Below are 26506 nucleotides of genomic sequence, written 5' to 3'. Positions count from 1 at the left end.
ATGATCCAATTTCTCTGTCCGCTCTGTCTTTGACGGCGATCAAACTAGAAAAGATGGACGAAATTGACCGAGATCGTCCCCTCAAACCCGTGCCGCCATCGGATTTCGTCATGCCGGACGGTCTCGCCCGTGCTCGAAAGCGTGGCGCCGGATGCCGATGCAGAGCCGAGCGCCGCCTGTCCTGACAGGCGCGAGACGAGAGCGGTTTGCCCCGTTTCCTGCACTCCCAGAGAGAGCGCGAAGAAGCTGTTTTGGCCGAGGCGCTCCTCGAACACCATGCCCGCGCGCAGGATCGGTTCCAAAGCGGAAAACCGTGACCGCTCGGGCGCGCTGCTGGCCGAGGCGAGCCCCGGGATCGAGAGTACCTCCTCACTGCGCCCGCTTGCCGACACCGCCTTCGCGCCGAGGTCGAGATAGAGGCCGAAGGACAGGTCCTTTGACAGCAGCCGCCGCCCGCCCAGCCCCAAGGTGAGGCTCTCGCTGCGCGCGTGCAGGCGCGTGCGGCGGGTGGTCTCGATGGCCGGAAGCGCCCTGCTCGCCGTCAGGGACGCCGTGGTCGTGTAGGTTTCGCTCGTGTGGCGCGAGAGGTCCCCGAGACCGAGCCTTGGGCCCCAGCTCCAGTCGTGGCTACGCCCCAAGGGGCTCGCGATCACCCCGCCCAGCTCGCGCACGCGGCTGTGGGTGCTGACCCGCTGCTCCACCCGCGCGCTGTCCGGCGCACCGAGGCCAATGACGGAAAACCCGCCCGGATCGAACACCGCCGCCAAGGCCGATGCCGTGCCCGTCGCCCCGTCGAGGCTAAGCTCCGCGAGACCGCCCCCGCCTGCAGCGGGCGAGAACGCATAGGTCTCGATGCGATTGCCGGTGACAGCGGGCGAGAAGGACTGTTGCGCGATATGGAGGGTGCCGCCCTGCCCGTCCGGGATGGTCAAGGAGGCGGCCGCATGCGCGCCCGAAAGCGCGCCTCCCGCGCCGAGCGCCGGGCTGAGGTCGACCGAGATATCGCCGCGCCCCGCACGCGGCCCGGTCATCACGAGCGGGCCGGACTTGGGCAGCCCCGAGACAGCCTGCGCCTGCCCGAAACCGGAGCCGCGACCGAAATTCAGACCAAGCTGAGGTCGCGCCGAGAAATCCGGTATCCAGCCCGCCTGCGGCAACAGCCCAAGCGGACGCACGGGCCCGAGCAACCCGAAGTCCAGACCGCGCCCGTCCTCTCCTCTGATCGGCGTCCCAAGCCCCGGCAGGAACGGCCCGCGCGGCTGCCGCGCGAGCGACCAGCCTTGCCACGCCACAGGCGGCTGAGCCTGTGCCTGCGGCGCCAGCATAGTAAGCGCGACCAGCCCGCCAAGCGCACAGCAGAAAGCGCGACCTATGGGGTCACGCCGTCGCATTGAGCGTGGCAAGGCGGCCGAGAAGGGCGACCAGCTCCTGTTGGCGCGACGTCTCGGTCTTGCGCATCACCGCCGCGAGCTGATTGCGCAGGGTTTCCTTCGACATCCGCCGGCGCGAGGCCAGCTCGCCGATCGACTCCCCTGCCAGCAGCGCCAGGGCCAGATCGGCCTCCTTCGCGTTCATGCCAAAGAGCCGCCAGAGCAGATCCTGATCCAGTTCGAGCGGCATATCGAGGTCTTCGTAGATCACCGCGAAACTCGGCCCGCCGCCCGGCAGACCGATCGCCTCGCCCGCGGCCAGCCGGATGACGGTGAGGATTTCACGCGTCTCGCCGCAGGTTCGCGGCACGGTCATGATCGCGACGCGCTGGCGCAGGCTGCCTTGCAACGACTGGAGGAGCGTCGCGAATTCGTCCTCTGCCACGGGATCGGAGAGCCGCAGCGTCCCGTCGGGCGAAACCTGCAAGGCGCGCCCGTTGCGCAGGATCGCCCGCGCCCGCCCGTTCATCCGCGAGACGTTGCGCCGCTCGTTGCACAGCACCACCGAGAAGGGCAGAATCTCCAGAAGGTTGCCGCTGAGCCGTTCCGCCGCATCGAGCCGCCGGCGCAGCTCCATGATCCGCGTCGCCACATCGAGCTGCCGCGCGAGCCGGGTCAGAAACTCCTTCAACGGTCGGTGCAGCTCCGCCTCCAGATGGCGCGGATAGCGCAGTTCGATCCCCATGAGGTGACGCTCGCCGCGATCGAACAGCACCCCGGCGAGACAGGTCCTGGGCGGGCGCGTCCGGCGTAGCACCTGACCCAACGGCCCGCCAGACACCGCATCCGCCCCCAGATCGCCATCGTCATAAACCCGGCCGATCTCCTGCTCGCGCAGCCGGTGCGCCCAACCTTCGGGGGCGCGCATTTCCTCGGCGAAAGCCCGTCGCAATTCGGGATCCGGCACGTCGAGCAGCATGAAATTCCCCGCCCCCGGCGCGGCTTCCAGACCGACGATCATCGCCGTCGCTTCGGGAAAATTCATCGAAACGACCGCGAGCACAGACCGAAATAGATCCCCTTCGATAGCAGATGTGAAAATTTGTTCGACCGCAGCCCCGTTCTCAGCATGCGTGTTCCAAGACATGGCACACCCCTTGATTTCCCAATGCCGGAAATCCTCTGCCTAGGGGCGATGTGGACAATGACAGCCGTCAAGGCTGCCTATGCGCGCCGACAATGAACGGCGCGCGCAATGGAGGATTCACGCAGTCCGGGCGATCACTTTGTCGCGTGACAGGTCAAGCCGCCCTCGCCTTCGACCTCCAGCCGGGCCGAGACGACCGCACCCGCGCCGGCGGAGACATAAACCTTGGACAGGATCTGCGCCGCGTTCGCGCGGGTGGTGAAAGCGCCGCCCTGTGTGGTGCTGGAGGTTCCGCCCGCGCCGCTCGAGATCACGGTGAAGGAGTAGCGTCCGCGCATCGCGCGCGCCGATTGCACCCGCGCGGTCAGTTCCAGCTGCGGGTCGACCGTGCGCTCTGCGATCTCGCAGCTAAGAGAGGCTGCGCCTTTCGCGTTTTGCGCGGTCATTGCGAGCGCCATGCCGACGGGCGTGCCCCCGGCGACGACAAGCAATGCGCCGCCGCACAGATAATCGAGGAGTTGCAGCTTCCGAGGCATGGCGTGCCTCCTTTCTCGTCTCCCTGCCCCGCACGCGGTACGACGGGCGGGGCTGCACGGACGGCTATCGGTTTCATTTCAGCTCGAATTGAATACCGATCGAGCCGTTTCCGCCGGTACGGCTCCCGCTTCGGGTCACGCCCAGCCGGGTCTCGCCCTGGAAATGGGTCTCGGTCTGGTTGTTACCGATCTGCGAGATCGAGCTGCTGAAACCAGAACCCGCTTGAACCGTTCCCGCGACATTGTTCTGGCCGCTCTGCGTGGTGGAGGCGTCGTTATAGCTGCCCTGCTGCTGCGTGACGGCCACATTGCCGCGTGAAGGCTGCGGGGCGATAGATGCAATGGGTGCGCTGCTCGGATCATAGAAAGGACGGCTCTGCGCCGCGGCTTCCTGAGTGAACATGCCCAATGCGAGAGCGGCCAACACCCCGAACGCGAGGATCGCGGGGCGCGCCGCTGCGGGTCTCATCTGTGTTGCGATACTCATATCCCTTCTCCTTGTTGCTATCGCGACTGCGCAGCAGCCGTATTCGGGTCGTGGATCGGGCGGGTCGCGACCCGCCCGATCATCCATTGGAAGTCAGTTCTGAATGGTGCCCGACACGTTGCCGACGCCGGTCTGGATCGTGGACGACGAGTTGCCGACATGGCCCTGAAGGGTGGTCGAATAGTTCCCGTGGCCCAACTGGTCGGTGATCGACGAGTTGAAGGCGCCGGTCTGGCCGGTGCCCGAGAAGTTGGCACTCCCGCGCTGAACGGTGATGCTGGAATTGGCCAGATCGCGCTGCACGGTGATGGCCGCGTTATTGTGGCCAAGCTGCGTCGTGCTCGACCCGTTGAACCAGCCCATCTGGTCGGTGACCGAGACGTTGCCGCCTGCGAGGGCGGCCCCGGCGCCGGAGAGAACGACAGCGGTGGCGAGAAGCAGATGTTTCATGGTGATGGTCTCCAGGCTAAAGAAGTTGACCGATCAGGATCCGCGCCCTGATCGTGCCACCACGCTACGCCGGAGCTGCGCGGGGATCGGCACCGCAAACGCAACCGAATCTGGCCCATTCGCCATCACCCTCGGTCTGAAAGTCGCCCGGACGGCACTGCCAGACCGCGCGCCGCCCGGGATCGCCCGCCCGCCGACGCAAGTGGCGCATCAGACGCGAAATCCTTGCCCGGTGCGCGCGGATGGCCATGCGGGTGACCCGAACGGGCCATGTCCTGCCCCTCGCAGGCAAAGGAGCGCGACGCTTGGGGCGCGGCGCGTGCCGGTCGCGCTTGCGCCCGCGCAATGACGGGCGGCATTATCCGGGGGACTCAGGCCGAGATGTGGGCGGGCATCCGGTGGCAAGCGCCTCCCCGCGGGGTGACGCATTACCCCACCGGGAGAAAGCCACGTCGGATCTGCACTTCGGAGATCGGGAAACCTGACCGCACAGGGCGGCTCGGGCGAGACCGCTGCAGGGCGCGTAACAAGCTGCGACGAAACGCGGGGTGCGAGAATGTGCAACGCGCGCTCCCGCTCGATGCGGAAACGCGCGCTGCTCCCCCCGACAGACCCTGCGAGCGGCGTCTTTTATCGACCCCAACCGCTCATGCGGCCTGCCCCCACACTCGTACCAATGGCGATCGTCAACTGCGCCGCTCCATCAACAGAGCGACGAGGAGCCCTGCCCCGACCATACCCAGAATAGCCCCGGCCCACGGCACCGGATGGCTGCGCACATTGCGGCTCAGCTCATGCTCGGCCTCGCTCAGCGAGCGGCGCATTTCCAGAACCGCGTCGCGGGTCTCATCCACGAAATCATGCCCACGCCGCGACGCTTCTGCGCCCAGATCGGTGGCGCGCAGACGACCGTAACGCTGCACCGCCTGCGCCAAGGCTTTCACATCGTAGCGCAACTCCTCGAGATCGGTCTGGATTGCCTCCGCGGCCTTACGCTCGCGCTCCTTGAGGGCGGACGTATCGACATGCTCGGAACCGACGGTGCTGGATGCATGGCTCATGGATTGTCTCCTGTGATCAGGTTGGACTCCGTTCGACTGGTCCAGAATGCGAAGCCCCGAAGCGGATCGCATTGACGGCGGTCACTGCAGGCGAAAATTGCACCGCTCAGGTCACCTTCAGCGCCTCTTGCAGCTTTTCGCGGAAATGGCGCGGCGAGAGGCTCGCGAGATTGGAGTGGATTTCCCGGCTCACCCGCGCCGCCAGCGCCGCGGGCATCGCCTCGCGCATCGCACCCAGCATGCGCGGCGGCGCAACGAGGACGAGCGCGTCGAACTCCCCTTGCCCAAGACTGCGTTCGAGACGTTCGCTCAGATCACGGGCGAACGCGATTTCCTGCGCGTGATCGGGATCGCCATGCGGTGCCATCGCGGCGCGCCGCCCCGGCGACCCGGTCGCAAAACTCCGCCCGGCCCGGTCGCGCGGGGTTGGATGCGGCGCTTCCAGCTCGAAGACCATTGCACTCGCATCCGCATCCGCCAGCACATGCGCGCTGGCGGCGTTCATCACAACGATCCATTCGGTTTTCTTCGGCTGTGGCATCGGCTCACCTATTTTGAGAACAGCACCGGCAGATGGGATTTTTCCAACAGGCGCGTGGTCACCGCGCCGATCACGAAGTCATAGAGCCGCGAATGGCCATAGGCGCCGACCGCGATCATCTCGGCCCCGCGTTCGCGCGCGGTATGGAGCAACGCATCGCCCGCTTCCGAGGTCGTCTTCATCCGGTCCAGAAGCGTCACGTCGAAGCCGCGCCGGTCCAGCGCCGCCGCGAGGTCGTCGCGCAGATCGTCCACGGCCTCCCGCTCTCCCTCTGAGGGTGAAACGGAGAGCAGATCGATCCGCGCGCCGTGCGCCGCAAGATAGAGCATGTCATGCACCGCCCGCATCGCCTCGCGGCTGCACGAAACCCCGACGAGGATATGCTGTGCGGGCTTATTGAGTTGCGCAGCCTCGCTCACCACCAGCACCGGACGCCCGGCCTGGCGGATCAGTTGCTCTTGCATACGCAGATCGCCCGCGCGCCCGGCATGGGTCGGCACCTGCGCGGACAGGACGAGATCGGCGGCGCGGCAGCTATCGACGAGGAAATCGATCAGCGCGTCGCGCACACCGCTCGGGCTGCGGAACGCGCCCTGAACATCCTCGGCCTTCAGCGCATGCTCGAAGGTCTCGCGGATCGCGGCCGCCTCCTTGCGTTGCCAATCGACGAATTCGGGATAGACGATCGGATCGCTCGCAAGATCGCCGCCCAACAGCGGCAGCGGCTCGACGCCATGCGCTCCGATCAGATGCGCCTCGAAGCGGCGACACAGCGCGGCCGCCATCGGGGCGAGCCAGCGCGCTTCATCTGTGTCGAGAAAGGCAGCGGCGAGGGTGCGCGGAATCATCTTGGGGCTCCTGAGTGGGTGGCATCGCGCCAAGACTGCGCCGCTGCGCACGCGGCGGCATTGATCACGCGCAACGTCCAAGCGGTTCATGCGCCTCGGGCCGCTGGTCGCCGCTATGCGCGCCGTCAATGCGGGTGTCGCGCCGGTCGTGAGAGGCTTGAACTCGTTCCACCGAGACCCTTCGCACGGGAGATCCAGCATGTCTGAGCGACGGGGTCCTGACCGTGACCCTGCCGAAAACCGCCGAAGCGCGCGAAAAAGATCGCCGCATCGACGTCAAGGCGCGATGAGCGCGCATCAACCGGGCGGCCCTTCGCGCCCCGAACTTTCAGCGCGACGGACCGCCCCCTGAACCGGAAGAACAGTCCGATGACCAGAGCCATTCTTGCAACCCTCGCAGCCCTCGCATGGGCCTTGCCCGCCAGTGCGGAAGAGGCCTCGAGCAGCCCGATGACCGCGGCGCAGATGGGGGCCGATCTTTACCAGAATTACTGCGCCACCTGCCACGGCAAGAGCGCGGCCGGCGACGGGCCGCTCAGCGAATATTTCACCACTCAAGTGCCGGCGCTGACCCAGCTTTCGGCGAATAATAACGGGGAATTTCCGCTCGCGCGGGTCGTGCATCTGATCGACGGGGGCCAGCAGATGCCCTTCCACCGGGGCGCGATGCCCAGCTTCGGCTCGACGATGATGGAGGAGACCGCAGGCACGGTCGGCGCGCTCAACGCGGAGGTCTACACGCGCGGGCAAATCCTGCTGATCGCGGAATATCTCGCAAGCATCCAAAGCTGAGGCAGCGTCCTGAGCAATCCATCCGGGAGGTATGACCGATGAAAGTGACCGGCCTGAGTGCCATCGACCACGCCCCGCAGATCGTGGCGGAATGGCTCAACGATCTGGAATATCGCTTGGACAACAAGGACCGCAGCCACGCCTATCTGCTGCTGCGCACGACCTTGCACGCGATCCGCGATTTCCTGACCACCGCGGAAGCTGCCGATCTCGGGGCGCAACTTCCGGTGCTGCTGCGCGGGATTTACTACGACGGGTTCGTGCCCTCGCGCCAGCCGGCCCATCCGCGCAATCGCGACGCCTTTGTGGGACGGGTCAACGAGGCGTTTGGCGACCGACCGCTCGACGATCCCGAAGCGGAAGTGGCGGCGGTGTTCGATCTGCTGCATGAACGGATTTCCGAGGGCGAATATCGGCAGGTGACGCAGGCGATGCGCCATTCGTTGCGCAGCCTGATGGCCTGACCGGGCGGGGCCGCTAGGCCCGATCCTTGCGCGACGGTCGCGCCTGCGCCGTGGCGAGGATTTGTGCGACCTCCGCATCGGGAACCTGCCCGAAATAGGTGTAATAGGCCCCGACCGCCCCAAAATACGACGGCACCAGCGGGCAGATCACGCGGTCGGCCTCGGTGCGGATCGCCTCCAGAGCGTCCTCTGACGCGACCGGGATCGCGCAGACCAGCTCTTCGGGACCGGCGGCCCGAACCGCCCGCAGCGCCGCGCGCATCGTGGCCCCAGTCGCCACCCCGTCATCCACGATAATCGCGACCCGCCCGGCGAGCGGCAGTCCCGGTGCGCCGTAGCGCTTGATCCGGTCCGCGATCACCTCGCGCTCGCGGGTGGCAAGGCCCTCCAGTGTCGCCTCGTCGCAGCCGCTGGCGCGGATCACATCGGCATTGCGCACCAGCACCTCGCCACGCAGCCCGGCGATCGCTGCAAGCGCCACTTCGGTATTGCTGGGCGCGCCGAGCTTGCGCACGAAGACAAGATCCAGCGGCAGATCGAGGCGCTCCGCCACCTCCCACGCGACCGGCACCCCGCCACGCGGCAGCGCAAGAACCACCGCATCGCGCCCGCGATAGGCGTCAAGCTGACGCGCGAGGACGACCCCCGCCTCGGTCCGGTCGGTATAGCCTTCGAGATCGCTCATGCGGGCCTCCCCTGCCCATGGGTGCAGTCGGAGGCCAGCGTGCCGTGCCATAGAGGGCGCGGCATTGATCGCGAACAAGTCCGAGGCGACGGCTTTCGCCCCCAAGCCCCTGCCCGCTCCCCAGATCGTGAAAAGAAATTCGGGACCGTCGCGCGGGCGGCCCTATGTCGACTTCAGGCGGTCGCCGCATGGCTGAGCGCAGCGGGCCAGAAGCAGGAGATCAGTGCCATGAGCTTGAAAGACAACCGTATTCTCGTCGTGGGTGACGGGTGCCACGCGCTGTCCGACACTGCGGCCGAGCGTCTGCCCGTGGGCGGTTGCGCCCGATCCTCCCCTCCCGACCGGACCCCGTTTACATGTATGAAATCGTTTTGCTGATCGTGGCGGCCCTGATCGTCGGGATGTCGAAGGGTGGGCTGTCGACCGCCGCGGCCATCGCGGTGCCGATGCTGGCGCTGTTCATGAACCCGGTTAAGGCGGCGGCGACGCTGCTGCCGGTCTATATCGTGACCGATTGGGTGGGCGTCTGGCTCTACCGCCACCATTTCTCGAAGCGGAACCTGTTCATCCTCGTGCCTTCGATCCTCGCGGGCGTCGCAATCGCGACCCTCATCACGCCCTACACACCCGAATGGGCGCTGCTGATCTTCACCGGGTTGATCGGGATCTGGCATGTCGCGCGGGCCTGGCTGAAACGCCATGACGAGAGCCAAGCCGAGGCCCGTATCGTACCAGGGCTGTTCTGGGGCACGCTGACCGGGATCGCGAGCTTCATCACCCATTCCGGCGCGCCGCCCGTGCAGGCTTACCTGTTGCCGCAGAAGCTGCCCAAACTGGAATTCGCGGGCACCATCGCCATTGCTTTCGCGATCGGCAATATCGTGAAACTGCCCGCCTATTGGGTGATCGGTCAGCTCGACGGGTTGAACTGGTCGCTGGTTGCGGGGCTTGCGGTGGCAGGCATCGCGGGCACCGTCGCGGGGCGCTGGCTGACCGCGCGGCTGTCGCAGCAGCTCTATATGCGGGTCATCCAGATCATGCTGGCGGTACTGTCGGCTCTGCTGCTGATCCGCGGCGGGATGCAGGTGATGTGATCAGCGCGGCGGGTAATGGCTGCGCAGGGTCATCGCATCCTGCCCGATCAACCGCGTGACCGAATTCCCGTTCTCCGAGAAGATCGAACTTTGCGTATAGTACGGGTCTTCCAGATCGGTCGAAAAGCCCAGCGACTGCACGATTTCCTCCAGCACGACCGAGCGGATATCGCGCATCTGGATGTCCCGGCTGAAGGCGATATCGGCATCGGTGATCCGGCCCGTATGCGTCTGCCAGTAGAAGGTCACTTTCGCGACCGTGCCCCGACCGAGCCGCCTGCCGTTGAGGCGGTGCGAGGGCGTTCCCCGCACGGTGCCGCCCACGGGCGTGTCGGTCAGATAGAGATTGATATCCGCGGGACGCGCCCCGGCATAGCTCAGGTGCAGCGCGGCGCCGGTCTTGTTGATCTGCTCGATCGCTGCGCGGGCGGCCTCTTCGATGGCATGGGCGCGCTTGGCGGGGAAATGCTTTGAGCGGAAGGCGAGGCCCACCGTCAGATCGCGGCACTTGCTGGCGGCCCATCGGCGATAGGGCAAGGTGCAGGCGCCCCCGGGACGCGCGGCGCAGGCCATCGCCCGGTAGAAGTCGCGATCGCTCATCTTGCCGGAATTGGCGATGTTGCGATCAGCGCCGGTGTCGCGCGCCTGCGCGGGGAGCGCGACGCTCAGCGCAAGCGCGATACTGGCTGCACCGGACATCACCCGGCGAGAAATTCCTATTACCTTTTCAGACCCTTGCAGACCGATCTTAAAGCCCTCTCTTAACTCAGAACCGAACAGGCGCGGCGGGTGGCGAGGGCGTAACCCTCTATCCCGAAGCCCGCCAGAACCCCCTCCGCCCGCTGCGAGATGAAGGAATGATGGCGGAAGCTTTCGCGTTTGTGAACATTCGAAATATGCACTTCGAAGACCGGCCCCTCGAAGGTGTTGAGCGCATCGAGGATCGCGACGGAGGTGTGGGTATAGGCGCCGGCATTGATCACGATGGCGCAGGCCGCGTCGCGCGCGCGGTGGATCTGTTCTACGATCTCGCCTTCGAAATTCGACTGAAACAGCGCGACCTCGAAGCCTCGGGGCTGCGCCTCCTCGCGGCAGATCCGCTCCACATCCTCGAGCGTGTCCGAGCCGTAGATCTCGGGCTGGCGCTTGCCCAGAAGGTTCAGGTTCGGGCCGTTGAGGATATGGATGGTCTTCGACATTCTGCGCTCCGGATGGCGCGTGGGGCGGGCGCGCCCTGCCCCCAGCGCGGATCATTTCCTCAAGCTATAGGGCCTTGCGCGGGTTCGCGTCCAGCAAAAGCGGGGCGATCCTCGACCAACTCACCGCGATCAAGACATCCCGGACGCTGCCTCACCCCGGTCTTTCCCGCATGAAAAGGCCGGGCACTGTGGCCCGGCCTTCTCTCGTCTTCGGTCTTGCGATCACTCCGCAGGGTTGGCTTGCGCGCCTTGCGGCGCCGGCGGCGGGGTCGGATCGGCCCCGTAGAGATCGCCCGGCAATTCGGAGGGCATCGCGTTATCGGCCTCCTCGTCGCTCCGGTAGCGCTGGTTGTGGCGATAGAGCATCAAGGGGTCCCATCGCAGCGCTTTCAACAAGCCGATGAGGATGAAGAAGCACACGATCGCGAAGGGAAAGCCCGCGACGACCGCCGCGGCCTGCAGCGCGTTCAGCCCGCCTGCAAGCAGCAGCACCGAGGCCACCGCGCCTTCCGTGATCGCCCAGAAGATCCGCTGCACCTTCGGCGGATCGGCATCGCCCCCCGCGGTCAGCATGTCGATCACGAAGGAGCCCGAATCCGAGGAGGTCACGAACCACATCACGATCAGGATCACCGCGAAGCCCGAGGTCAGGCTCGCCAGCGGGAAATGCTCGAGCAGCGCGAACATCGCATCGCCATAGGCGTTCTTCGTCGCGTCCACGATGGTGCTGTCACCGCCGAGCGAGATGTCGAGCGCGGTGCCCCCGAAGGCGCAGAACCAGAAGAACATGATCGTCGTCGGCAAGAGCATCACGCCGACCACGAATTCGCGGATCGTGCGCCCTTTCGAAATGCGCGCGATGAAGACGCCGACGAAGGGCGACCAGGAAATCCACCACGCCCAGTAGAAGATCGTCCAGCTATTCTGCCACGAGCCGTCCTTCTGCCACGCCTCGGTCCAGGAGCCCCAGCTGACGAGCTCCGCGAAGTAGTCGCCATAGCTCTGGACGAAGAGGTCGAAGATGAAGACCGACGGGCCGACGATCACCATGAAGGCGAGGAAGACGATCGACAGGCCGATATTGAGGTTCGACAGCCGCTTGATCCCACCATCGAGACCGGCCACGACCGACAGGGTCGCAGCCGCGGTGATGCAGGCGATGATGATGATCTGCACGGTGGTCGACTGACCGATGCCGAAGACGGTGCCGAGGCCCGAATTGATCTGCATCGCACCAAGGCCCAGCGAGGTCACGATGCCGAACATGGTGCCGAACACCGCGAGGATATCGACCGCAGAGCCCCACGGCCCGTAGATCTTCTCGCCCAGAAGCGGATAGAGCGCCGAGCGGATCGTCAGCGGCAGGCCCTTGCGGAAGTGGAAATAGGCCAGCGCCAGCGCCACGACCGCATAGATCGCCCAGGCCTGAAAGCCCCAATGCATGAAGGCGATGGTCATCGCTTGCCGGGCGGAGGCCGGGGTTTCCGCCTCGCCGATGGGTGGGGCGAAGAAGTGATAGAGCGGCTCCGCCACGCCCCAGTAGATCAGGCCGATCCCGATCCCGGCGGAGAACAGCATCGCCGTCCATGAAAAAAGCCCGTAAGCGGGCTTGTCGGTCATGCGACCCAGTCGGATATCGCCGTAAGGCCCGAAGGCGAGAAAGACGGTCGCGGCGAGGAACAGGTTCACCTCGACGATCAGCGCCCAGCCTAGATTGGTCGCAAGCCAGCCCTGCAGCCCGGTGAACAGCGCCTTGGCCTGATCGCTGAACATCGCGCCGAAGACGATGAACCCGACGATGAGGACCGCCGAGACGAGGAACACCGTCTTGTGGACCTTGGGGAATATGAACAGCCGTTCTTGCGGCATCTTATCGTGCATTGGTCTCCCTTTCTGAGGGCGCGGCGGCGCGTCGATTGACGCAAACGGGGCGCCTGCTCCTCACAGTTTCCGGCGAGGTTCCCTCGGATCGATCAATGTTCCACGCGTGCGCCGGGTTCCGCCGATCGGGAAAAAGAGCAAATCGCACGCAGCTGAATGTAAGGACTTGGCAGTGGCGACATTTTCGCCCAATCTGCCGCGCAGGGCTTGAGGCGATGGCGTCGCCGGCGCGTGGCGCGCCCGCCCGATCACCCATCCTGCACGCCGGGATCTTGCTTTGTCGTAGCGCGCGACGGGGGAAGATCGACCCTCGGCGCGGTACGGCCTCTGAGAAGGAAGAGTGCCGATGGACCGTCCTGCTTTTTACCGATTTCACCAAGGCGAGCGCATCCTGCCTTTCGCCGCCACCGAATACGAGGCGCGGCTCGCGGGTCTCCGCGCGGCGATGAGCCAAGCGGGCATTGATGCCTGCCTGTTCACTTCGATGCATAACATCGCCTATTACTCGGGCTTTCTATACTGCGCCTTCGGGCGGCCCTACGCGCTTGTGGTGACGCCAAGCGACAGCGTGACGATCTCGGCGGGGATCGATGCCGCGCAGCCGTGGCGGCGCTGCCATGGCGACAACATCACCTATACCGACTGGGCGCGGAACAATTACTGGCGCGCGATTGCCTCGGTGACAGGCAAGCGCCGCGTGCTGGGCGTCGAATCCGATCACCTGACGCTGGCGCAGGCGGCGCTCTTGCAGGATTTCCTCGAGCCGTCGGTGACCCATGACATCGCCCCCGCCACGATGCGGCAACGGATGCACAAATCGCCCGCCGAGATCGCGCTGATCCGGCAAGGCGCGGCGGTCGCCGATGTGGGTGGCTACGCGATCCGCGAGGCGATCCGCGAAGGCGTGCGCGAGATCGACGTGGCGATGGCGGGTCGCGACGCGATGGAGCTGGAGATCGCCAAGCGGTTTCCCGAGGCCGAGTATCGCGACACCTGGGTCTGGTTCCAATCGGGTATCAACACCGACGGCGCGCATAACCCGGTGACGGGGCGCGTGTTGCAGCGTGGCGATATCCTGTCGCTGAACACCTTCCCGATGATCTCCGGCTATTACACGGCGCTGGAACGGACGCTGTTCGTGGGCGAGGTCGATGACGCCTCGCGCGCAATCTGGGAGGCGAATGTCGCCGCCCATGAATACGGGATGAGCCTCTTGAAGCCGGGCGCGAGCTGCGCCGACGTGACCGAGAAGATCAACGCCTTCTTTGCCGAGCTCGATCTGCTGCAATACCGCACCTTCGGCTATGGCCACAGCTTCGGGGTGCTGTCGCATTACTACGGGCGCGAAGCGGGGCTGGAGCTGCGCGAAGATATCGACACGGTGCTGGAGCCCGGCATGGTGATCTCGATGGAGCCGATGCTGACGATCCCCGAGGGCCAGCCCGGCGCAGGCGGCTACCGCGAGCACGACATCCTCGTGATCACCGAGGTCGGCAATGAGAACATCACCGGCTATCCCTACGGGCCCGCGTTCAACGTAGTGGGCTGACGTGACCGACGCGCGGGCGGCCTTGCTGCCCGCGTGACTACCTGCCCGCATGGACATGACCGAAAAGAGATCGCGCGCGGCCTGCGCAAAGCGGGTATTATTGGCGAATGCTGGGGAATTGTGGCGGAGCGGAAGGGATTCGAACCCTCGAGACGGTTCCCCGCCTACACACTTTCCAGGCGTGCGCCTTCGACCACTCGGCCACCGCTCCGCCGGCGGGTTTATCCGCAAATCCGGGCGGGATGCAAGACCCGATCCGGAATAATGCGCAGGTCATGAAAAAGCCCTGAAATCACGCGGGTTCGGCGCTTGCGCGCCTGCGCGGCGGCTCCTAGCATAAGAAAAACCGGTTACGACCCCGTCAGGGTCAGGCACAGGAAGATGATGAAGATGAAGGACACTCCCGATGAGGGCCGCCCTGCCCTGATCGATGGGCGCGCGTTCGAGCCGCGTGCGCTCACCAATGTGCTTCTGGGCATCATCGCCTTTGCGCTGGCGCTGTTCCTGATGGTGCAGGCGAAGTTCATCCTGATCTCGCTGGCCATCGCGATCATCCTGTTCTCGCTGACCTCCGAGGCGATCAACGCGGTCGGACGGCTGCGCATCGGGCCGGTCTCGATTCCGCCGCGTCTGGCCTCGCTGGTGGCGCTGGCGCTGATCGCGGGCAGCCTTCTGACGCTGAGCGCGGTGCTGATCTCTCAGGTGAACACGGTCGTGACGATGGTGCTCAACTATGCGGGCCCCGCGCAGCAGGCGATCGCGCAGCTCTTCGGCTGGATGGGCCCCGAGGTCGAGCAATCGGTTCTGGAATCGATGCAGAGCATTCAGGTCGCGGGCTATCTGACCACCTTGGCGGGTCAGGCCTCGAACCTGCTGTCGGCCACGATCCTGATCATTCTCTTCGTGGGCTTCCTCTTTGCCGAGCGGATCTGGTTCGACGCCAAGCTCAACTCGCTGATGGGTGATTCCGAGAGCGCCGAGCGGATCGCGCGGATGGTCGGCACGATCATGCGCCGGGTGAACCACTACCTTCTCGTGAAAGCCATCGTCAGCGCGGTCACCGCCGTCGCGGTCTATGGCGTGTTCACCGTGGGCGGGTTCGATCTGGCGCTGCCGGTCGCGATCATCACCTTCGCGCTGAACTTCATCCCCTCGATCGGCTCGATCATCGCAACCGTCATCGCGACGCTCGCGGTCTATGTGCTGACCCAGAACCCCTATACTGCGGGCACGGTGCTGGTCGCGGTCGGCATCCTGCAATTCGTGATCGGCAACGTGATCGACCCGATGCTGATGGGCCATGCGCTGCGGCTGTCGAGCTTCGGGATCATCATCTCGCTCGCCTTCTGGGGCGCGGTCTGGGGTCTGCCGGGGATGTTCCTCGCCGTGCCGATCATGGTGGCGCTGATGATCATCTGCGCGCAAAGCCCGCGCCTGAGGCCCCTGGCGGTGCTGCTATCGCGCGAAGGTCTGCCCGATATGGACCATTGAGGGCTGCGGGTCATGCGCAGGGATTGGATTGACCGGCACATGGCTTAGATAGGGAGGCAAGGAGACCCCATGACCATTCCCTTCGACAACAGCTATGCCCGCCTGCCCGACTGCTTCTTCGAGCGTCAGCCGCCCCAACCGGTGAAAGCGCCGGAACTGGCGCTGCTGAACCGCGACCTTGCCGAGCGTTTGGGCTTGGATGCCGATTGGCTGGAAAGCCACGAGGGGCTCGCGATGCTTGCGGGCAACACGATGCCCGAAGGCGCCGAGCCGATCGCGCAGGCCTATGCAGGCCACCAGTTCGGCGGCTTCGTGCCGCGTCTGGGCGACGGGCGCGCAGTGCTGCTGGGCGAGATCGTGGCGCCGGACGGAGCGCGGTTCGATCTGCAATTGAAAGGCGCGGGGCGCACGCCGTTTTCGCGCGGCCGCTCTGACGGGCGGGCGTGGATCGGCCCGGTGCTGCGCGAATATGTGCTCAGCGAAGCGATGGCGACGCTGGGCGTGCCGACGACGCGCGCGCTGGCCGCCGTGCGCACGGGCGAGACCGTGGTGCGCGATGCCTCGGGCCGCCCCGGCGCGATCCTGACCCGCGTCGCGCGCAGCCATATCCGCGTCGGCACCTTCCAGTATTTCGCGGCGCGCAACGACCGCGATGGATTAAGAACGCTTCTCAACACATTGATAGAGCGTCACTATCCAGATTGCGAAACGCCGCTTGAGGTGCTGCGCGCGGTCGCGGCGAAGCAAGGCGAGCTGGTCGCGAAATGGATGGCAATCGGCTTCATCCACGGCGTGATGAACACCGACAATATGGCGCTTTCCGGGGAGACGATCGATTATGGCCCCTGCGCTTTCATGGACCATTACCATCCGGGGCGCGTGTTCTCTTCCATCGACCAGCAAGGGCGTTATGCCTATGCGCGCCAGCCACAGGTGGCGGTCTGGAACCTCGCGCAGTTCGCGACCTGCCTGATGCCATTGATCGGTGACGACGATGCCGCCATCGAGCAGGCGAGCGCTGCGGTCGACAGCTTCATCGGGGTCTATCAGCGCGAATGGCTGCGGCTGATGGGTCGCAAGATCGGCATCGCGGAGGCGACCGAAGACGATCTGCCCCTGATCGAAGACCTGCTGAACCGCATGTCGACCGAGAAAGCCGATTTCACGCGCGTCTTCAGTGCGTTGCGGCGCGATCCTAAGGCAGCGGGGCAGGAATTCACCGAGCCGATGGCCTTCGATCTCTGGCGCGAGGGTTGGGAAAAGCGGATCGCCAGCGAGGACGATCCGCGCTCCGTCATGGCCGCCGCGAACCCGCTGCGCATCCCGCGCAATCACCGGATCGAGGAAATGATCGCGGCGGCGGTCGAGGGCGATGACGGCCCGCTTCACACGCTCATGGCCGCGCTTGCGGACCCCTATGCAGACGATCCGCGTTACGCCGCGTATGAAGCCGCGCCGAAATCCGATGAGCGGGTTTTCCGCACCTTCTGCGGCACATGAAGACCACCCTGTAAGGCACTCAGAACAATGACACTTCGGATCGCTTCCTACAATCTGCACAAATGCGTGGGGACCGACCGCAAGCACGATCCGGCGCGGGTCGTGAACGTCATCAATGCGCTGCATGCCGATGTGATCGCCTTGCAGGAGGTCGACAAACGCATGGGCGAGCGGCCGGCTGCGCTGCCGCAGAAGCTGATTGAGGAAGAGACCGACTTCATCCGCCACGACATGCCGCGCACCACCGCCGCCTCGCTGGGCTGGCATGGGCAGGTCGTGCTGGTGCGGCGCGGCTCGCGGGTGCTGGGGGTCGAGCCGGTCACCCTGCCCGGCCTCGAGCCACGCGGCGCCATCGCGGTGAATATCGCCCCCGACAGCGGCGCGCCCTTCCTGCTGATCGCCGCGCATCTGGGACTGCGGCGCACGGATCGGCGCGCGCAATGGGCGCGGATCGCGGAGATCATGGCCGGGGTGAAACCGCACCCCGCCCTCGCCATCGGCGATTTCAACGAATGGCGCGCGCGGCACGGGTTCGAGGCGCTGACCGGGTTTCACATCCACGCGCCGGGCGCGACCTATCCTTCGCGCGCGCCGATCGGCCAGCTCGACCGGATCGTGACTTCGCCGGGGCTGCGGGTGGTCCGCAAGGGCGTGCTGGATACGCCGCTGGCGCGGGTGGCCTCGGATCACCTGCCGATCTGGGCCGATATCGGCGGTATCGTCACCCGGGCGCATCCCAGTTCGTGACGCGCCTTGAAGGCCGATCACGCGCGCGCTAGGTGGGCTCTGACCACCCGGTCAGGAGCGCCCTATGACACCCGATACCAGCGAAAACGACAACCTGCGCGGCTCGATGCTGATGATCCTCGCGATGGCGGGGTTCGCGCTGGAGGACATGTTCATCAAGATGCTCGCGGGCGACTGGCCGGTGGGGCAAATTCTCGCCGCGGTGGGGCTTGGCGGCGCGACGATCTTCGCGGTGCTCGCCAAGCTGAAGGGAGAGCGCATCTTCACCCGCTCGCTGCTGTCGCGGGCGCTGTGGCTGCGCAATCTGGGCGAGATCGTCGGCACCGGGTTCTTCGTCTCCGCCGTGGCCTTCACGCCGCTGGCCCAGGCCACCGCGATCCATCAGGCGACGCCGCTTGCGACCACGCTTGGCGCGGCGATCTTCCTCAAGGAGAGGGTCGGCTGGCGCAGGCTCTCGGCCATTCTGATCGGCTTTCTGGGCGTGCTGGTCGTGATCCGCCCCGGCACCGAGGAATTCTCGATGCTCTCGCTTCTCGCGGTCGGCGCGGTCATCGGCCTGTCGATGCGCGACGTCACCACGCGACGCGTGCCGCGCGACGTGACCTCGCTGCAGGTGGCGACGCTCGGCTTCTTCTGCGTGTTGCCGCTGGGGCTGGTTTTGCTGGCCGTGCTGCCCGAGCCGATCGTCACGCCCGCGCCGATGGATTGGCTCTACCTCGCTGGGGCGCTCGCAATCGGGCCGGTGGGCTATTACGCGCTGATCGCCTCGGTGCGGCTGGGCGAAATCGCGGTCATCATGCCGTTCCGATATTCGCGCCTCGCTTTCGCCGTCGTGATTTCGACCGTCGTTTTCGCCGAGCCGCCGGATCGCTGGACACTGATCGGCGGGGCGGTGATCGTGGGCTCTGGCCTCTACGCGCTGTGGCGTCAGGCCAAATTGCGTCGTGAAGGCCGCCGTTAGCGGTAACATTTCTTCCAGAAATCGCCCTTACGGCCTTTTCGCAGGCGCAGCACGGGTGTATGCACCTAGCCAAGCATCAACCGGAGCCCGAGGAGAGCGCCCCCATGAGCACCATCATCGACATCCACGCCCGCGAGATTCTCGACAGCCGTGGCAACCCCACCGTCGAAGTCGACGTGATCCTCGAAGACGGCACGATGGGCCGGGCGGCCGTGCCGTCGGGCGCCTCCACCGGCGCGCATGAAGCGGTCGAGCGCCGCGACGGCGACAAGGCCCGCTACATGGGCAAAGGCGTTCTGGAAGCGGTGATGGCCGTGAACGGCGAGATCGCGGAGAACCTCGTCGGCGAGGACGTCACCGAGCAGGTCGAGATCGACCGCGCGATGATCGAACTGGACGGCACCGAGAACAAGGGCCGCCTCGGCGCCAACGCGATCCTCGGCGTCTCGCTCGCCTGCGCGAAAGCGGCTGCCGATTTCTCGACCCTGCCGCTTTATCGCTATGTCGGCGGCACCTCGGCCCGCGTCCTGCCCGTTCCGATGATGAACATCATCAATGGCGGCGAGCATGCCGACAACCCGATCGACATCCAGGAATTCATGATCATGCCGGTCTCGGCGGGCAATATCCGCGACGCGGTGCGCATGGGTTCGGAAGTGTTCCACACGCTGAAGAAAGAGCTCTCGGCGGGCGGCATGTCCACCGGTCTGGGCGATGAGGGCGGCTTCGCGCCGGAACTCAGCTCGACCACTGCCGCGCTCGACATCATCCTGAAGTCGATCGAAAAAGCGGGCTACAAACCGGGCGAGGACATCTACCTCGCGATGGATTGCGCCTCGACCGAATATTACAAGAACGGCAAATACGAGATGACCGGCGAAGGCCTGTCGCTGACCTCGGAAGAGAATGTCGACTATCTCGAAAAGCTGCTGGGCGCCTATCCGATCATCTCGATCGAAGACGGTATGGCCGAAGACGACTGGGAAGGCTGGAAGCTCCTGACCGAGCGTCTGGGCGACAAGGTGCAGCTGGTGGGCGACGATCTCTTCGTGACCAACCCGACGCGTCTGGCCGATGGCATCAAGCAGGGCGTCGCGAATTCGATGCTGGTGAAGGTCAACCAGATCGGCACGCTGACCGAGACACTGCAGGCGGTCGATATGGCGCATCGCGCGGGCTACACCAACGTGATGAGCCACCGTTCGGGCGAGACCGAAGACGCGACCATCGCCGATCTCGCAGTCGCCACCAACTGCGGTCAGATCAAGACCGGCTCGCTGGCACGTTCGGACCGGCTCGCGAAATACAACCAGCTGATCCGTATCGAGGAATCGCTGGGCGAGACCGCGGAATATGCCGGGCGTTCGATCCTGCGCTAAACGCGTCTTGACGTGAGACACCCAAGCCCCCGGCGGAGCACGCGCTTCGCCGGGGGTTTTCTTTTGCACCTCGCCCGGATCAGCCGCACAGCGGCCCGGGCAGCGCCCACCCGGCGGTCGCGCGCAGACCTCGATCACAGCATCTGGCGCGAAGATGCGGAACGATTGCGCTGTGCCCTAATCCGGGTCAGTGTCGGGCCATGATCAAGGCTCTGATTTTCGATGTGTTCGGCACCTGTGTCGATTGGCGCAACTCGGTCGCGCATGAGGTGGAAATCGCCTTTCCCGGGATCGAATCCCTTGCCTTTGCCGATGCGTGGCGCGCCGAATACGATCCCGCGATGCGGCGCATTCGCGACGGCGGGCGCGGCTATGTGGCGCTCGACGATCTGCATCGCGAGAACCTGTACCGGGTGGCCAAGCGCTTCGCGGTCTCGGCGCCCGATAGCCTCTCGCATGTCTGGGAGCGGCTGAACCCGTGGCCCGATGTGGTCAGCGGTCTTCACGCGCTGCGGCGCCATGCGATCATCGCGCCATGCTCCAACGGGTCCATCGCGCTGATGACGCGGCTTGCGCGCCATGCGGGGCTGCCGTGGGATTGCATTCTCGGCGCGGATATCGCGCACGACTACAAGCCCAAGCCAGAGGTCTATCTGGCCTCCTGCGCCGCGCTGCGCCTGCCGCCCGAAGAGGTGATGATGGTGGCCGCGCATAATGACGACCTCGCAGCCGCCCGGGCGCTGGGGCTGCAGACCGCGTTCGTGCCGCGCCCCACCGAATACGGGCCCGCTCAGGACAAGGACCTTTTGCCGAGCGAGGAATGGGATGCGATTGCGCCCGATTTCGAGACGCTGGCGAAGGAGCTTTTCGCATGAGTGAGGCCGACGCAATCATCGAAGCCCTCGGCCTCGCGCCCCATCCCGAGGGCGGGCATTACCGCCAGACCTGGGAGGCGGAGGCCGCAGACGGCGCGCGCCCTTCGGGCACCTGCATCTATTTCCTGCTCAAAGCCGGCGAGCGCAGCCATTGGCACCGGGTGGACGCGACCGAGATCTGGCATTTCCACGCAGGCGCGCCGGTGCAGCTCGATATCGCGCCGCAGGAGGCGGGGCCGGTGCTGGAATTGCTGTTGGGCCCCGACGTGCTTGGCGGCGATCAACCGCAGGGGATCGTGCCCGCGGGCCAGTGGCAATCGGCGCGCTCGACCGGGGCGTGGAGCCTCGTCAGCTGCACCGTCTCGCCGGGCTTTCGCTTCGAGGGGTTCGAGCTGGCCCCGAGAGGATTCGACATCCCCCGCTGATCACCAGAGCCCGATGCTCGCCCAGCGGGCCAGCTGATCGAGCCAGCTGATCGGCGGCCACCAGAGCAGCGTCAGCACGATCACCGCGCCCACCAGCCCGACCGCCAGCGCCAATTCGCGCCGGTGACACAGCGTCTGCGCCGCCGCGGACCACAGCAGGTTGCGGATCACCGGCCAGTGCAGCTTGATGTGCCAGATACCGGCGAAGATGAAGAGCACCCCCATCGCAAGGTGCAACAGCTCCCAATTGGCGCGGTTCAGCGCGAGGAGCGACCAGTCGATATCCCGCGCCACCCGGCCCGAGGGCGCGATGCTGACGACGAGGCCGGAGACGACCATGACGACGAAGCTGAGCCCCGCGAGGAAGACCGCGGCGGCCCGGTTCGAGAACGGGGCCTGCTTGCGCGCCTGCGGCGTGGGACAGGGATCGGTTGGAGTTTCAGACATCGGATACCCCTCTTCAATGAGGCCGATCCTAGCGCCCCGCGCCGCGGCGCGGCATGATCGGCATCAAGTGATGTGAATTTAGCCGGGGCGCGAGACCTTGCCGCCGCCGATCAGCGCCGGAACCCCGGTCGTGGACGGCCCGGAGGTCGCCATGCCGCGCGCGACCCGCACCGCGAGATAGGCGAAGGCCTGCGCCTCAAGCATGTCGCCGTCGAGCCCGAGATCCTCGACCGGCTGCACCGGCACGTTCATCCGCCGCTGCAAAGCCACCATCAGCGCGGTGTTGAGCCGCCCGCCGCCGCAGACATAGATCGCTTTCGGCGGCGTCGGGTAATGCTCGCCCGCGCGCGCGACCGAGGCTGCCGCACAGGCCGTCAGCGTCGCCGCCGCATCCGCATCATCGAGTTCCGCGACGCGGGTCAGGATGTCGTGGAAATCGTTCCGGTCGAGCGATTTGGGCGGCATTTTCAGGAAATAGGGATGCGTCAGGAAGGCCTCGACCACTGCGTCATCGACTTTACCCGCCAGCGCCAGCTCCCCGCCCGCATCGAACTCGGCCTTGCGCCGCAGCCGCATCAGGTCGTTGATCGGCGCGTTGGCGGGGCCGGTATCGAAGGCCAGAACGGCGCCGGGCACTTCTGCCGAAGGCTGGCGCGGATCGACCCAGGTGACATTGCCGACGCCGCCGAGGTTCAGAAACACAGCCGGCGCATCGAGCTTGGCGTATTTCGCGCAGGCGAAATGGAAGAACGGCGCGAGCGGCGCGCCCTGCCCGCCCATCTCCACATCGGTGGAGCGGAAATCCCAGACCACCGGGCGCGACAGCACCTCGGCCAGAACCGAGCCGTCGCCTGCCTGATGGGTGCGGCGCGGGCCCTGCATCCCGTAGGGATCATGGGCGAGCGTCTGGCCGTGAAACCCCACGACCTGCGCCTCTCCCAATCCGCTGAGCAGTTCCGCATGGGCGGTCTCGACCACCTCGCAGGCCTCTTCCACACCGGGCTCTCCGGGCCAATGCCCAAGAGCTGCGTGAAGCGTCGCGCGCTCGGCCTCGGTATAGGGGCGGTAGTCGCTGCGGCCGAAATCGAGAATGCGGGTTCCGTCGGTCAATACGAGCGCCGCGTCCACCCCGTCCAAGGACGTGCCCGACATGGCGCCAACTGCCCAGACCGGCCCGGATTTCAACATGGCTTCCCTCTCGTCGCCTGCCCCGATATACGCACGCTCAGACGAAAGGAACAAGCACGATGACCTACCATCCGAAATCAGACTTCATGCGCGTGATGATCGAGCGGGGCTTTCTGGCCGACTGCACGGATTATCAGGGGCTGGACGAGGCTTTGGCGAAGGGCACCGTGCCGGGCTATATCGGCTTCGATGCGACGGCGAAGTCGCTGCATGTCGGCTCGCTGATCCAGATCATGATGCTGCGCTGGCTGCAAAAGACCGGCCACCAGCCGATCACCCTGATGGGCGGCGGCACGACGAAGGTGGGCGACCCCTCCTTCCGCGCCGATGAACGCCCGCTGCTGACGCCCGATCAGATCGACGACAATATCGCGGGCATCAAGCAGGTCTTCGCGAAATACCTCGATTACGAGGCCGAGACGCCGGCGCTGATGCTGAACAATGCGGAATGGCTCGACGGGCTGAACTACCTCGATTTCCTGCGCGATATCGGGCGGCATTTCTCGGTCAACCGGATGCTGTCCTTCGAGAGCGTGAAATCGCGGCTCGATCGCGAGCAGAGCCTCAGCTTCCTCGAATTCAACTACATGATCCTGCAGGCTTATGACTTCCTCGAACTGAACCGCCGCTACGGCTGTCTGCTGCAGATGGGCGGCTCGGATCAGTGGGGCAATATCGTCAACGGGATCGACCTGACGCGCCGCGTGCTCGATTCCGAGATCTTCGGGCTGACCTCGCCGCTCTTGACCACCTCGGACGGCAAGAAGATGGGCAAATCGGCCTCGGGCGCGATCTGGCTGAACTCCGACATGCTGAGCCCTTACGAGTTCTGGCAGTTCTGGCGCAACACGACCGATGCCGATGTGGGCCGCTTCCTGAAGCTCTATACCGAGCTGCCGGTGGCGGAGTGCGAGCGTCTGGGCGCGCTGGAAGGCTCCGAGATCAACGAGGCGAAGGTGCGTCTGGCCAATGAGGTCACCGCACTCTGCCACGGCTGGGACGCCGCGCATGCCGCCGAAGCGACCGCGCGCGAGGTCTTCGAAAAAGGCGGCGTGGGTGACGATCTGCCGACACTCACGCTGACGGTCGAGGAACTGGGCGACGGGATCAGCCTCGCGCAGCTCGTGGTGCGCTCGGGCCTTGCGAAATCGGGCAAGGACGGCAAGCGGCTGATCGCGGAAGGTGCGCTCAAAGTCGACGACGAGACCTGCGCCGATCCGGGCCGCATGTTCACTGCCGCCGATCTGGAGACCCCGGTGAAGCTGAGCGCGGGCAAGAAGCGCCACGCGCTGGTCGAAGTCGAGTAAACCTTTCGGGCGCGCCTCATGCGGGCGCGCCCAAGCCCCTTTCCCGAACCGATCGGCTGTGGCACTCTTTGCTTATGAGCAAGGTCACCAATCTCAACCAATTCCGCAAGCAGCAGGCCCGCGTGAAGAAACGCGAGCAAGGCTCTGTGAACGCTGAGAAATTCGGGCGCAGTAAGGCCGAGAAAACGCTGCAGGAAAGCCGCGCCACGAAAGAGCGGCGCGATCTCGACGGGCATCAGCGCGAGCACGACGAATGAGCCGACCGAAGAAACGCTCCCTGACGCTGGGCGGGCACCGCACCTCGGTCACGCTGGAGGATGAATTCTGGCGTGCCTTCCGCGACATCGCGACCGAAAAAAACCTTGGCCTCAATGAGTTGGCGGCCGAAATTGATGTGGATCGCGGCACCGAGACGGGCCTTGCCACGGCAATCCGCCTCTATGTTCTGGCCTATTACCGGGCGCGCGCGATCTCGTAAGGCAGGCCGCGGCGCACGGCGCTTTCCGCCGCCCAAGCCAGCTCCTTGCGCGAGCGATAGTCGGAGACCGAGAGCGGCGTGTGGAACACCACCTCGACCGCGCCCTGCCGCTTCTGGGCCAGCACCTTAATCAGATGCGGCCCGAAGCCCATATCGCCCCACCAGCCATAGAACCGCACGTCCTCGCCCGCAGGGGGCGTGTAGACGACGGTGACCGGCTGGATCTGCATCACGCGCTCCAGCCCGTGACTGTAGAAGGCCTGAAACAGCGTCGGCTTGAAGGGCATCACCCGGCGCGCATCGGTCGAGGTGCCTTCGGGGAAGAACAGCAGGTGATGGCCCGCGCGGATGCGATCTTCGAACAGCCCCTGCTGGGTCTTGGCCTCGCGCGGATCGCGCTTGATGAAGACGGTGCCGGTGGCCCGTGCGAGCCAGCCGACGAAGGGCCATTTGGCGACCTCGGCCTTGGAGACGAAATAGACCCGCTGGCAGGCGTTGAGCGCGAAAATATCGAGCCACGACCCGTGATTTGCGACCACCGCGCCGATCTTGGTCATCGGACGCCCGGTGACGCGGTAGGAGATCCCGAGGATCGGGAAGCTCATCCGACACACCACCTGCGTGATCCACGGCGTCCAGGGCCGCGCCAGGCCGTGAGCCGGGCGCTCTACCAGACGCACCAGAAGCAGCACGATCAGCCCGATCAGCAGCATCAGCCCCCAGATCAGACCGCGCAACACAGCCCGCGTCCAATCGAGCGCGCCAAGCGGTTTGGGATCGGGCTCGTCCTCGATCCAGCTCACGCGCGGCCCTCGAAACGGCGGGTGTAGAAGCTGCGATGCTTGTCGCTCATCGCCTTGGTATCCATCAGCAAAAGGACATCGGTGGTGTTGAAGGGACGGTCGATGAAGGCCCCCTCGCCCACGAAGCCACCAAGCCGCAGATAGGCCTTGATCAGATTGGGCATCTGAGCCAGCGCCGCGCGCCGATCCAGCGCGTCCTCGGGCACGAGGTCCATTGGCTGATAGGCTTCGGGCCGTGCGCGCGGGCGCATATGTTCGGGCGCAAGGTGATGGTGATGCAGCCAGGAGAGCGGCGCTTTCAGCGTCTCGGCATCGGTGCCGTGGAAAGAGGCCACGCCGAAGAGAATCTCGATGTCATGGGCGAGCACGTAGTCGGCGAGCGCGTTCCACAAAAGCAGCATCGCCGCACCGCCGCGATAGTCCGGATCGACGCAGGAGCGGCCCAGCTCCAAGAGCTTGCGGCCCGTGCCGATCAGCGGCGCGAGGTCATATTCGCTGTCGCAGTAAAACTGCCCCGCCCGTTCCAGCCGATCCGAGGGCAGAAGCCGATAGGCCCCCACCACATGCTCGCCTTCCGCGCGTGCCGGATCGACCAGCAGCAGGTGATCGTAGACCGGATCGAGCCGGTCGCTTTCGAGACGATTTTCATGATCGACCGTCTCACCGCCGCCGCCGAGCTCTTCGACGAAAACGCGGTAGCGGAGCCGCTGCGACGCCACGAGATCGGCGGCATCACGGGCCAGCCTGATTTCGAATGCGGCGCTGTCGATCACGGGCGTCCTCCTGCCGATCTTCGCTGGC

31 protein-coding genes and 1 tRNA gene are annotated in these 26506 nt (G+C 65.6%); 15 read left to right on the top strand and 17 right to left on the bottom strand.

Translation table 11 applies throughout. From position 1 onward, the window contains the following. Positions 1–44: 44 nt before the first annotated feature. The 8 genes from AC2TZ7_RS11480 to AC2TZ7_RS11445 form a co-directional block, all read right to left on the bottom strand. Positions 45–1325: a hypothetical protein gene (locus tag AC2TZ7_RS11480; protein ID WP_489864317.1), complete on the bottom strand. Its 1281-nt coding sequence runs from the start codon at positions 1323–1325 to the stop codon at positions 45–47. Positions 1326–1377: 52 nt separating this feature from the next. Next, a complete protein-coding gene (locus AC2TZ7_RS11475; RefSeq protein ID WP_489864316.1) occupies positions 1378–2415 on the bottom strand; it encodes a helix-turn-helix transcriptional regulator in 1038 nt (345 codons plus the stop codon). Positions 2416–2651: 236 nt separating this feature from the next. Then, positions 2652–3053, bottom strand: a complete 402-nt coding sequence (gene csgH, locus AC2TZ7_RS11470; protein ID WP_489864315.1) for a curli-like amyloid fiber formation chaperone CsgH — start codon at positions 3051–3053, stop codon at positions 2652–2654. Between the two features lie 73 nt (positions 3054–3126). Further along, complete coding sequence (locus tag AC2TZ7_RS11465; RefSeq protein WP_489864314.1) at positions 3127–3540, bottom strand: hypothetical protein; 414 nt, start codon at positions 3538–3540, stop codon at positions 3127–3129. A gap of 93 nt (positions 3541–3633) precedes the next feature. Beyond that, positions 3634–3990 (bottom strand): hypothetical protein, encoded by a 357-nt coding sequence (locus AC2TZ7_RS11460; RefSeq protein ID WP_489864313.1) that lies wholly within the window; start codon positions 3988–3990, stop codon positions 3634–3636. A 686-nt stretch (positions 3991–4676) separates the two neighbouring features. Then, entirely contained in the window at positions 4677–5051 is a 375-nt protein-coding gene (locus AC2TZ7_RS11455; RefSeq protein ID WP_489864312.1) for a hypothetical protein, read from the bottom strand. Between the two features lie 106 nt (positions 5052–5157). Next, positions 5158–5592, bottom strand: a complete 435-nt coding sequence (locus tag AC2TZ7_RS11450; RefSeq protein ID WP_489864311.1) for a host attachment protein — start codon at positions 5590–5592, stop codon at positions 5158–5160. 8 nt (positions 5593–5600) lie between these two features. Further along, on the bottom strand, positions 5601–6440 hold the full coding sequence (locus tag AC2TZ7_RS11445) for a universal stress protein (RefSeq protein WP_489864310.1): 840 nt from the start codon (positions 6438–6440) through the stop codon (positions 5601–5603). Positions 6441–6643: 203 nt separating this feature from the next. On the opposite strand from AC2TZ7_RS11445, the gene AC2TZ7_RS11440 reads away from it, so the two are divergent. From AC2TZ7_RS11440 to AC2TZ7_RS11430, 3 genes are all read left to right on the top strand, one after another. Next, a complete protein-coding gene (locus AC2TZ7_RS11440) occupies positions 6644–6730 on the top strand; it encodes an Hsp20 family protein (RefSeq protein ID WP_489866808.1) in 87 nt (28 codons plus the stop codon). Positions 6731–6809: 79 nt separating this feature from the next. Then, positions 6810–7232, top strand: a complete 423-nt coding sequence (locus AC2TZ7_RS11435) for a c-type cytochrome (protein ID WP_098410836.1) — start codon at positions 6810–6812, stop codon at positions 7230–7232. 38 nt (positions 7233–7270) lie between these two features. Next, positions 7271–7696, top strand: coding sequence for a DUF2267 domain-containing protein (locus AC2TZ7_RS11430; RefSeq protein WP_489864309.1), 426 nt, complete (start codon positions 7271–7273; stop codon positions 7694–7696). Between the two features lie 13 nt (positions 7697–7709). On the opposite strand, the gene AC2TZ7_RS11425 is transcribed toward AC2TZ7_RS11430, so the two are convergent. Then, entirely contained in the window at positions 7710–8381 is a 672-nt protein-coding gene (locus AC2TZ7_RS11425; RefSeq protein WP_489864308.1) for a phosphoribosyltransferase, read from the bottom strand. A 356-nt stretch (positions 8382–8737) separates the two neighbouring features. On the opposite strand from AC2TZ7_RS11425, the gene AC2TZ7_RS11420 reads away from it, so the two are divergent. Continuing rightward, entirely contained in the window at positions 8738–9475 is a 738-nt protein-coding gene (locus tag AC2TZ7_RS11420) for a sulfite exporter TauE/SafE family protein (protein WP_489864307.1), read from the top strand. On the opposite strand, the gene AC2TZ7_RS11415 is transcribed toward AC2TZ7_RS11420, so the two are convergent. The 3 genes from AC2TZ7_RS11415 to AC2TZ7_RS11405 all read right to left on the bottom strand — a co-directional run bounded on the left by AC2TZ7_RS11415 (position 9476) and on the right by AC2TZ7_RS11405 (position 12555). After that, positions 9476–10174, bottom strand: coding sequence for a DUF2927 domain-containing protein (locus tag AC2TZ7_RS11415; protein WP_489864306.1), 699 nt, complete (start codon positions 10172–10174; stop codon positions 9476–9478). It abuts the gene before it with no gap. Positions 10175–10236: 62 nt separating this feature from the next. Next, a complete protein-coding gene (aroQ, locus tag AC2TZ7_RS11410) occupies positions 10237–10674 on the bottom strand; it encodes a type II 3-dehydroquinate dehydratase (RefSeq protein WP_489864305.1) in 438 nt (145 codons plus the stop codon). A 222-nt stretch (positions 10675–10896) separates the two neighbouring features. Continuing rightward, positions 10897–12555 carry a BCCT family transporter gene (locus AC2TZ7_RS11405; protein WP_489864304.1) on the bottom strand — a complete coding sequence of 553 codons (1659 nt, stop codon included), beginning with the start codon at positions 12553–12555 and terminating at the stop codon, positions 10897–10899. 346 nt (positions 12556–12901) lie between these two features. On the opposite strand from AC2TZ7_RS11405, the gene AC2TZ7_RS11400 reads away from it, so the two are divergent. Continuing rightward, positions 12902–14104, top strand: a complete 1203-nt coding sequence (locus tag AC2TZ7_RS11400; RefSeq protein ID WP_489864303.1) for a M24 family metallopeptidase — start codon at positions 12902–12904, stop codon at positions 14102–14104. Positions 14105–14225: 121 nt separating this feature from the next. Here the strand turns inward: AC2TZ7_RS11400 and AC2TZ7_RS11395 are convergent. Continuing rightward, positions 14226–14315 (bottom strand) — tRNA-Ser (locus AC2TZ7_RS11395). A 179-nt stretch (positions 14316–14494) separates the two neighbouring features. On the opposite strand from AC2TZ7_RS11395, the gene AC2TZ7_RS11390 reads away from it, so the two are divergent. The 7 genes from AC2TZ7_RS11390 to AC2TZ7_RS11360 all read left to right on the top strand — a co-directional run bounded on the left by AC2TZ7_RS11390 (position 14495) and on the right by AC2TZ7_RS11360 (position 21482). Further along, complete coding sequence (locus AC2TZ7_RS11390; RefSeq protein ID WP_255266445.1) at positions 14495–15595, top strand: AI-2E family transporter; 1101 nt, start codon at positions 14495–14497, stop codon at positions 15593–15595. A gap of 69 nt (positions 15596–15664) precedes the next feature. After that, entirely contained in the window at positions 15665–17095 is a 1431-nt protein-coding gene (locus tag AC2TZ7_RS11385) for a protein adenylyltransferase SelO (RefSeq protein WP_489864302.1), read from the top strand. A 27-nt stretch (positions 17096–17122) separates the two neighbouring features. Next, complete coding sequence (locus tag AC2TZ7_RS11380) at positions 17123–17842, top strand: endonuclease/exonuclease/phosphatase family protein (protein WP_078523140.1); 720 nt, start codon at positions 17123–17125, stop codon at positions 17840–17842. A 64-nt stretch (positions 17843–17906) separates the two neighbouring features. Further along, a complete protein-coding gene (locus AC2TZ7_RS11375) occupies positions 17907–18803 on the top strand; it encodes a DMT family transporter (protein WP_489864301.1) in 897 nt (298 codons plus the stop codon). 104 nt (positions 18804–18907) lie between these two features. Next, positions 18908–20182: a phosphopyruvate hydratase gene (eno, locus tag AC2TZ7_RS11370; RefSeq protein WP_098410826.1), complete on the top strand. Its 1275-nt coding sequence runs from the start codon at positions 18908–18910 to the stop codon at positions 20180–20182. A 200-nt stretch (positions 20183–20382) separates the two neighbouring features. Continuing rightward, complete coding sequence (locus AC2TZ7_RS11365; RefSeq protein WP_489864300.1) at positions 20383–21057, top strand: haloacid dehalogenase type II; 675 nt, start codon at positions 20383–20385, stop codon at positions 21055–21057. Further along, positions 21054–21482: a cupin domain-containing protein gene (locus tag AC2TZ7_RS11360; protein ID WP_078541337.1), complete on the top strand. Its 429-nt coding sequence runs from the start codon at positions 21054–21056 to the stop codon at positions 21480–21482. The genes AC2TZ7_RS11365 and AC2TZ7_RS11360 overlap by 4 nt, the downstream gene beginning before the upstream one ends. On the opposite strand, the gene AC2TZ7_RS11355 is transcribed toward AC2TZ7_RS11360, so the two are convergent. Together AC2TZ7_RS11355 and AC2TZ7_RS11350 are read right to left on the bottom strand one after the other, a co-directional pair. After that, positions 21483–21929: a DUF4405 domain-containing protein gene (locus AC2TZ7_RS11355; protein WP_489864299.1), complete on the bottom strand. Its 447-nt coding sequence runs from the start codon at positions 21927–21929 to the stop codon at positions 21483–21485. A 78-nt stretch (positions 21930–22007) separates the two neighbouring features. After that, positions 22008–23117 (bottom strand): anhydro-N-acetylmuramic acid kinase, encoded by a 1110-nt coding sequence (locus AC2TZ7_RS11350; RefSeq protein WP_489864298.1) that lies wholly within the window; start codon positions 23115–23117, stop codon positions 22008–22010. Positions 23118–23176: 59 nt separating this feature from the next. Here AC2TZ7_RS11350 and tyrS point away from each other — a divergent pair, with 59 nt between their 5' ends. From tyrS to AC2TZ7_RS11335, 3 genes are all read left to right on the top strand, one after another. Then, positions 23177–24424, top strand: coding sequence for a tyrosine--tRNA ligase (gene tyrS / locus AC2TZ7_RS11345; RefSeq protein ID WP_489864297.1), 1248 nt, complete (start codon positions 23177–23179; stop codon positions 24422–24424). A gap of 74 nt (positions 24425–24498) precedes the next feature. Continuing rightward, positions 24499–24681, top strand: a complete 183-nt coding sequence (locus AC2TZ7_RS11340) for a DUF4169 family protein (protein ID WP_078523133.1) — start codon at positions 24499–24501, stop codon at positions 24679–24681. Continuing rightward, entirely contained in the window at positions 24678–24902 is a 225-nt protein-coding gene (locus AC2TZ7_RS11335) for a ribbon-helix-helix domain-containing protein (RefSeq protein WP_078523132.1), read from the top strand. Before AC2TZ7_RS11340 ends, AC2TZ7_RS11335 begins: the two co-directional genes overlap by 4 nt. Here the strand turns inward: AC2TZ7_RS11335 and olsA are convergent. Together olsA and olsB are read right to left on the bottom strand one after the other, a co-directional pair. Continuing rightward, positions 24878–25705, bottom strand: coding sequence for a lyso-ornithine lipid O-acyltransferase (gene olsA, locus AC2TZ7_RS11330; protein WP_489864296.1), 828 nt, complete (start codon positions 25703–25705; stop codon positions 24878–24880). The two genes, AC2TZ7_RS11335 and olsA, sit on opposite strands and share 25 nt — an antisense overlap. Next, the gene (gene olsB / locus AC2TZ7_RS11325; RefSeq protein ID WP_232621755.1) at positions 25702–26478 is read right to left on the bottom strand and encodes an L-ornithine N(alpha)-acyltransferase; all 777 of its coding nucleotides are present in this window, start codon (positions 26476–26478) and stop codon (positions 25702–25704) included. The genes olsA and olsB overlap by 4 nt, the downstream gene beginning before the upstream one ends. Positions 26479–26506 lie beyond the last annotated feature (28 nt).

This window comes from Thioclava sp. ISO4 (genome assembly GCF_058105145.1).
This window is presented reverse-complemented; position numbering and strand designations above follow the sequence as displayed.

Coding starts and splice junctions, on each gene's coding strand:
- AC2TZ7_RS11480 (WP_489864317.1), bottom strand. CDS start 1,325: ATGCTGGCGCCGCAGGCACAGGCTCAGCCGCCTGTGGCGTGGCAAGGC.
- AC2TZ7_RS11475 (WP_489864316.1), bottom strand. CDS start 2,415: ATGAATTTTCCCGAAGCGACGGCGATGATCGTCGGTCTGGAAGCCGCG.
- csgH (WP_489864315.1), bottom strand. CDS start 3,053: ATGCCTCGGAAGCTGCAACTCCTCGATTATCTGTGCGGCGGCGCATTG.
- AC2TZ7_RS11465 (WP_489864314.1), bottom strand. CDS start 3,540: ATGAGTATCGCAACACAGATGAGACCCGCAGCGGCGCGCCCCGCGATC.
- AC2TZ7_RS11460 (WP_489864313.1), bottom strand. CDS start 3,990: ATGAAACATCTGCTTCTCGCCACCGCTGTCGTTCTCTCCGGCGCCGGG.
- AC2TZ7_RS11455 (WP_489864312.1), bottom strand. CDS start 5,051: ATGAGCCATGCATCCAGCACCGTCGGTTCCGAGCATGTCGATACGTCC.
- AC2TZ7_RS11450 (WP_489864311.1), bottom strand. CDS start 5,592: ATGCCACAGCCGAAGAAAACCGAATGGATCGTTGTGATGAACGCCGCC.
- AC2TZ7_RS11445 (WP_489864310.1), bottom strand. CDS start 6,440: ATGATTCCGCGCACCCTCGCCGCTGCCTTTCTCGACACAGATGAAGCG.
- AC2TZ7_RS11435 (WP_098410836.1), top strand. CDS start 6,810: ATGACCAGAGCCATTCTTGCAACCCTCGCAGCCCTCGCATGGGCCTTG.
- AC2TZ7_RS11430 (WP_489864309.1), top strand. CDS start 7,271: ATGAAAGTGACCGGCCTGAGTGCCATCGACCACGCCCCGCAGATCGTG.
- AC2TZ7_RS11425 (WP_489864308.1), bottom strand. CDS start 8,381: ATGAGCGATCTCGAAGGCTATACCGACCGGACCGAGGCGGGGGTCGTC.
- AC2TZ7_RS11420 (WP_489864307.1), top strand. CDS start 8,738: ATGTATGAAATCGTTTTGCTGATCGTGGCGGCCCTGATCGTCGGGATG.
- AC2TZ7_RS11415 (WP_489864306.1), bottom strand. CDS start 10,174: ATGTCCGGTGCAGCCAGTATCGCGCTTGCGCTGAGCGTCGCGCTCCCC.
- aroQ (WP_489864305.1), bottom strand. CDS start 10,674: ATGTCGAAGACCATCCATATCCTCAACGGCCCGAACCTGAACCTTCTG.
- AC2TZ7_RS11405 (WP_489864304.1), bottom strand. CDS start 12,555: ATGCACGATAAGATGCCGCAAGAACGGCTGTTCATATTCCCCAAGGTC.
- AC2TZ7_RS11400 (WP_489864303.1), top strand. CDS start 12,902: ATGGACCGTCCTGCTTTTTACCGATTTCACCAAGGCGAGCGCATCCTG.
- AC2TZ7_RS11390 (WP_255266445.1), top strand. CDS start 14,495: ATGAAGGACACTCCCGATGAGGGCCGCCCTGCCCTGATCGATGGGCGC.
- AC2TZ7_RS11385 (WP_489864302.1), top strand. CDS start 15,665: ATGACCATTCCCTTCGACAACAGCTATGCCCGCCTGCCCGACTGCTTC.
- AC2TZ7_RS11380 (WP_078523140.1), top strand. CDS start 17,123: ATGACACTTCGGATCGCTTCCTACAATCTGCACAAATGCGTGGGGACC.
- AC2TZ7_RS11375 (WP_489864301.1), top strand. CDS start 17,907: ATGACACCCGATACCAGCGAAAACGACAACCTGCGCGGCTCGATGCTG.
- eno (WP_098410826.1), top strand. CDS start 18,908: ATGAGCACCATCATCGACATCCACGCCCGCGAGATTCTCGACAGCCGT.
- AC2TZ7_RS11365 (WP_489864300.1), top strand. CDS start 20,383: ATGATCAAGGCTCTGATTTTCGATGTGTTCGGCACCTGTGTCGATTGG.
- AC2TZ7_RS11360 (WP_078541337.1), top strand. CDS start 21,054: ATGAGTGAGGCCGACGCAATCATCGAAGCCCTCGGCCTCGCGCCCCAT.
- AC2TZ7_RS11355 (WP_489864299.1), bottom strand. CDS start 21,929: ATGTCTGAAACTCCAACCGATCCCTGTCCCACGCCGCAGGCGCGCAAG.
- AC2TZ7_RS11350 (WP_489864298.1), bottom strand. CDS start 23,117: ATGTTGAAATCCGGGCCGGTCTGGGCAGTTGGCGCCATGTCGGGCACG.
- tyrS (WP_489864297.1), top strand. CDS start 23,177: ATGACCTACCATCCGAAATCAGACTTCATGCGCGTGATGATCGAGCGG.
- AC2TZ7_RS11340 (WP_078523133.1), top strand. CDS start 24,499: ATGAGCAAGGTCACCAATCTCAACCAATTCCGCAAGCAGCAGGCCCGC.
- AC2TZ7_RS11335 (WP_078523132.1), top strand. CDS start 24,678: ATGAGCCGACCGAAGAAACGCTCCCTGACGCTGGGCGGGCACCGCACC.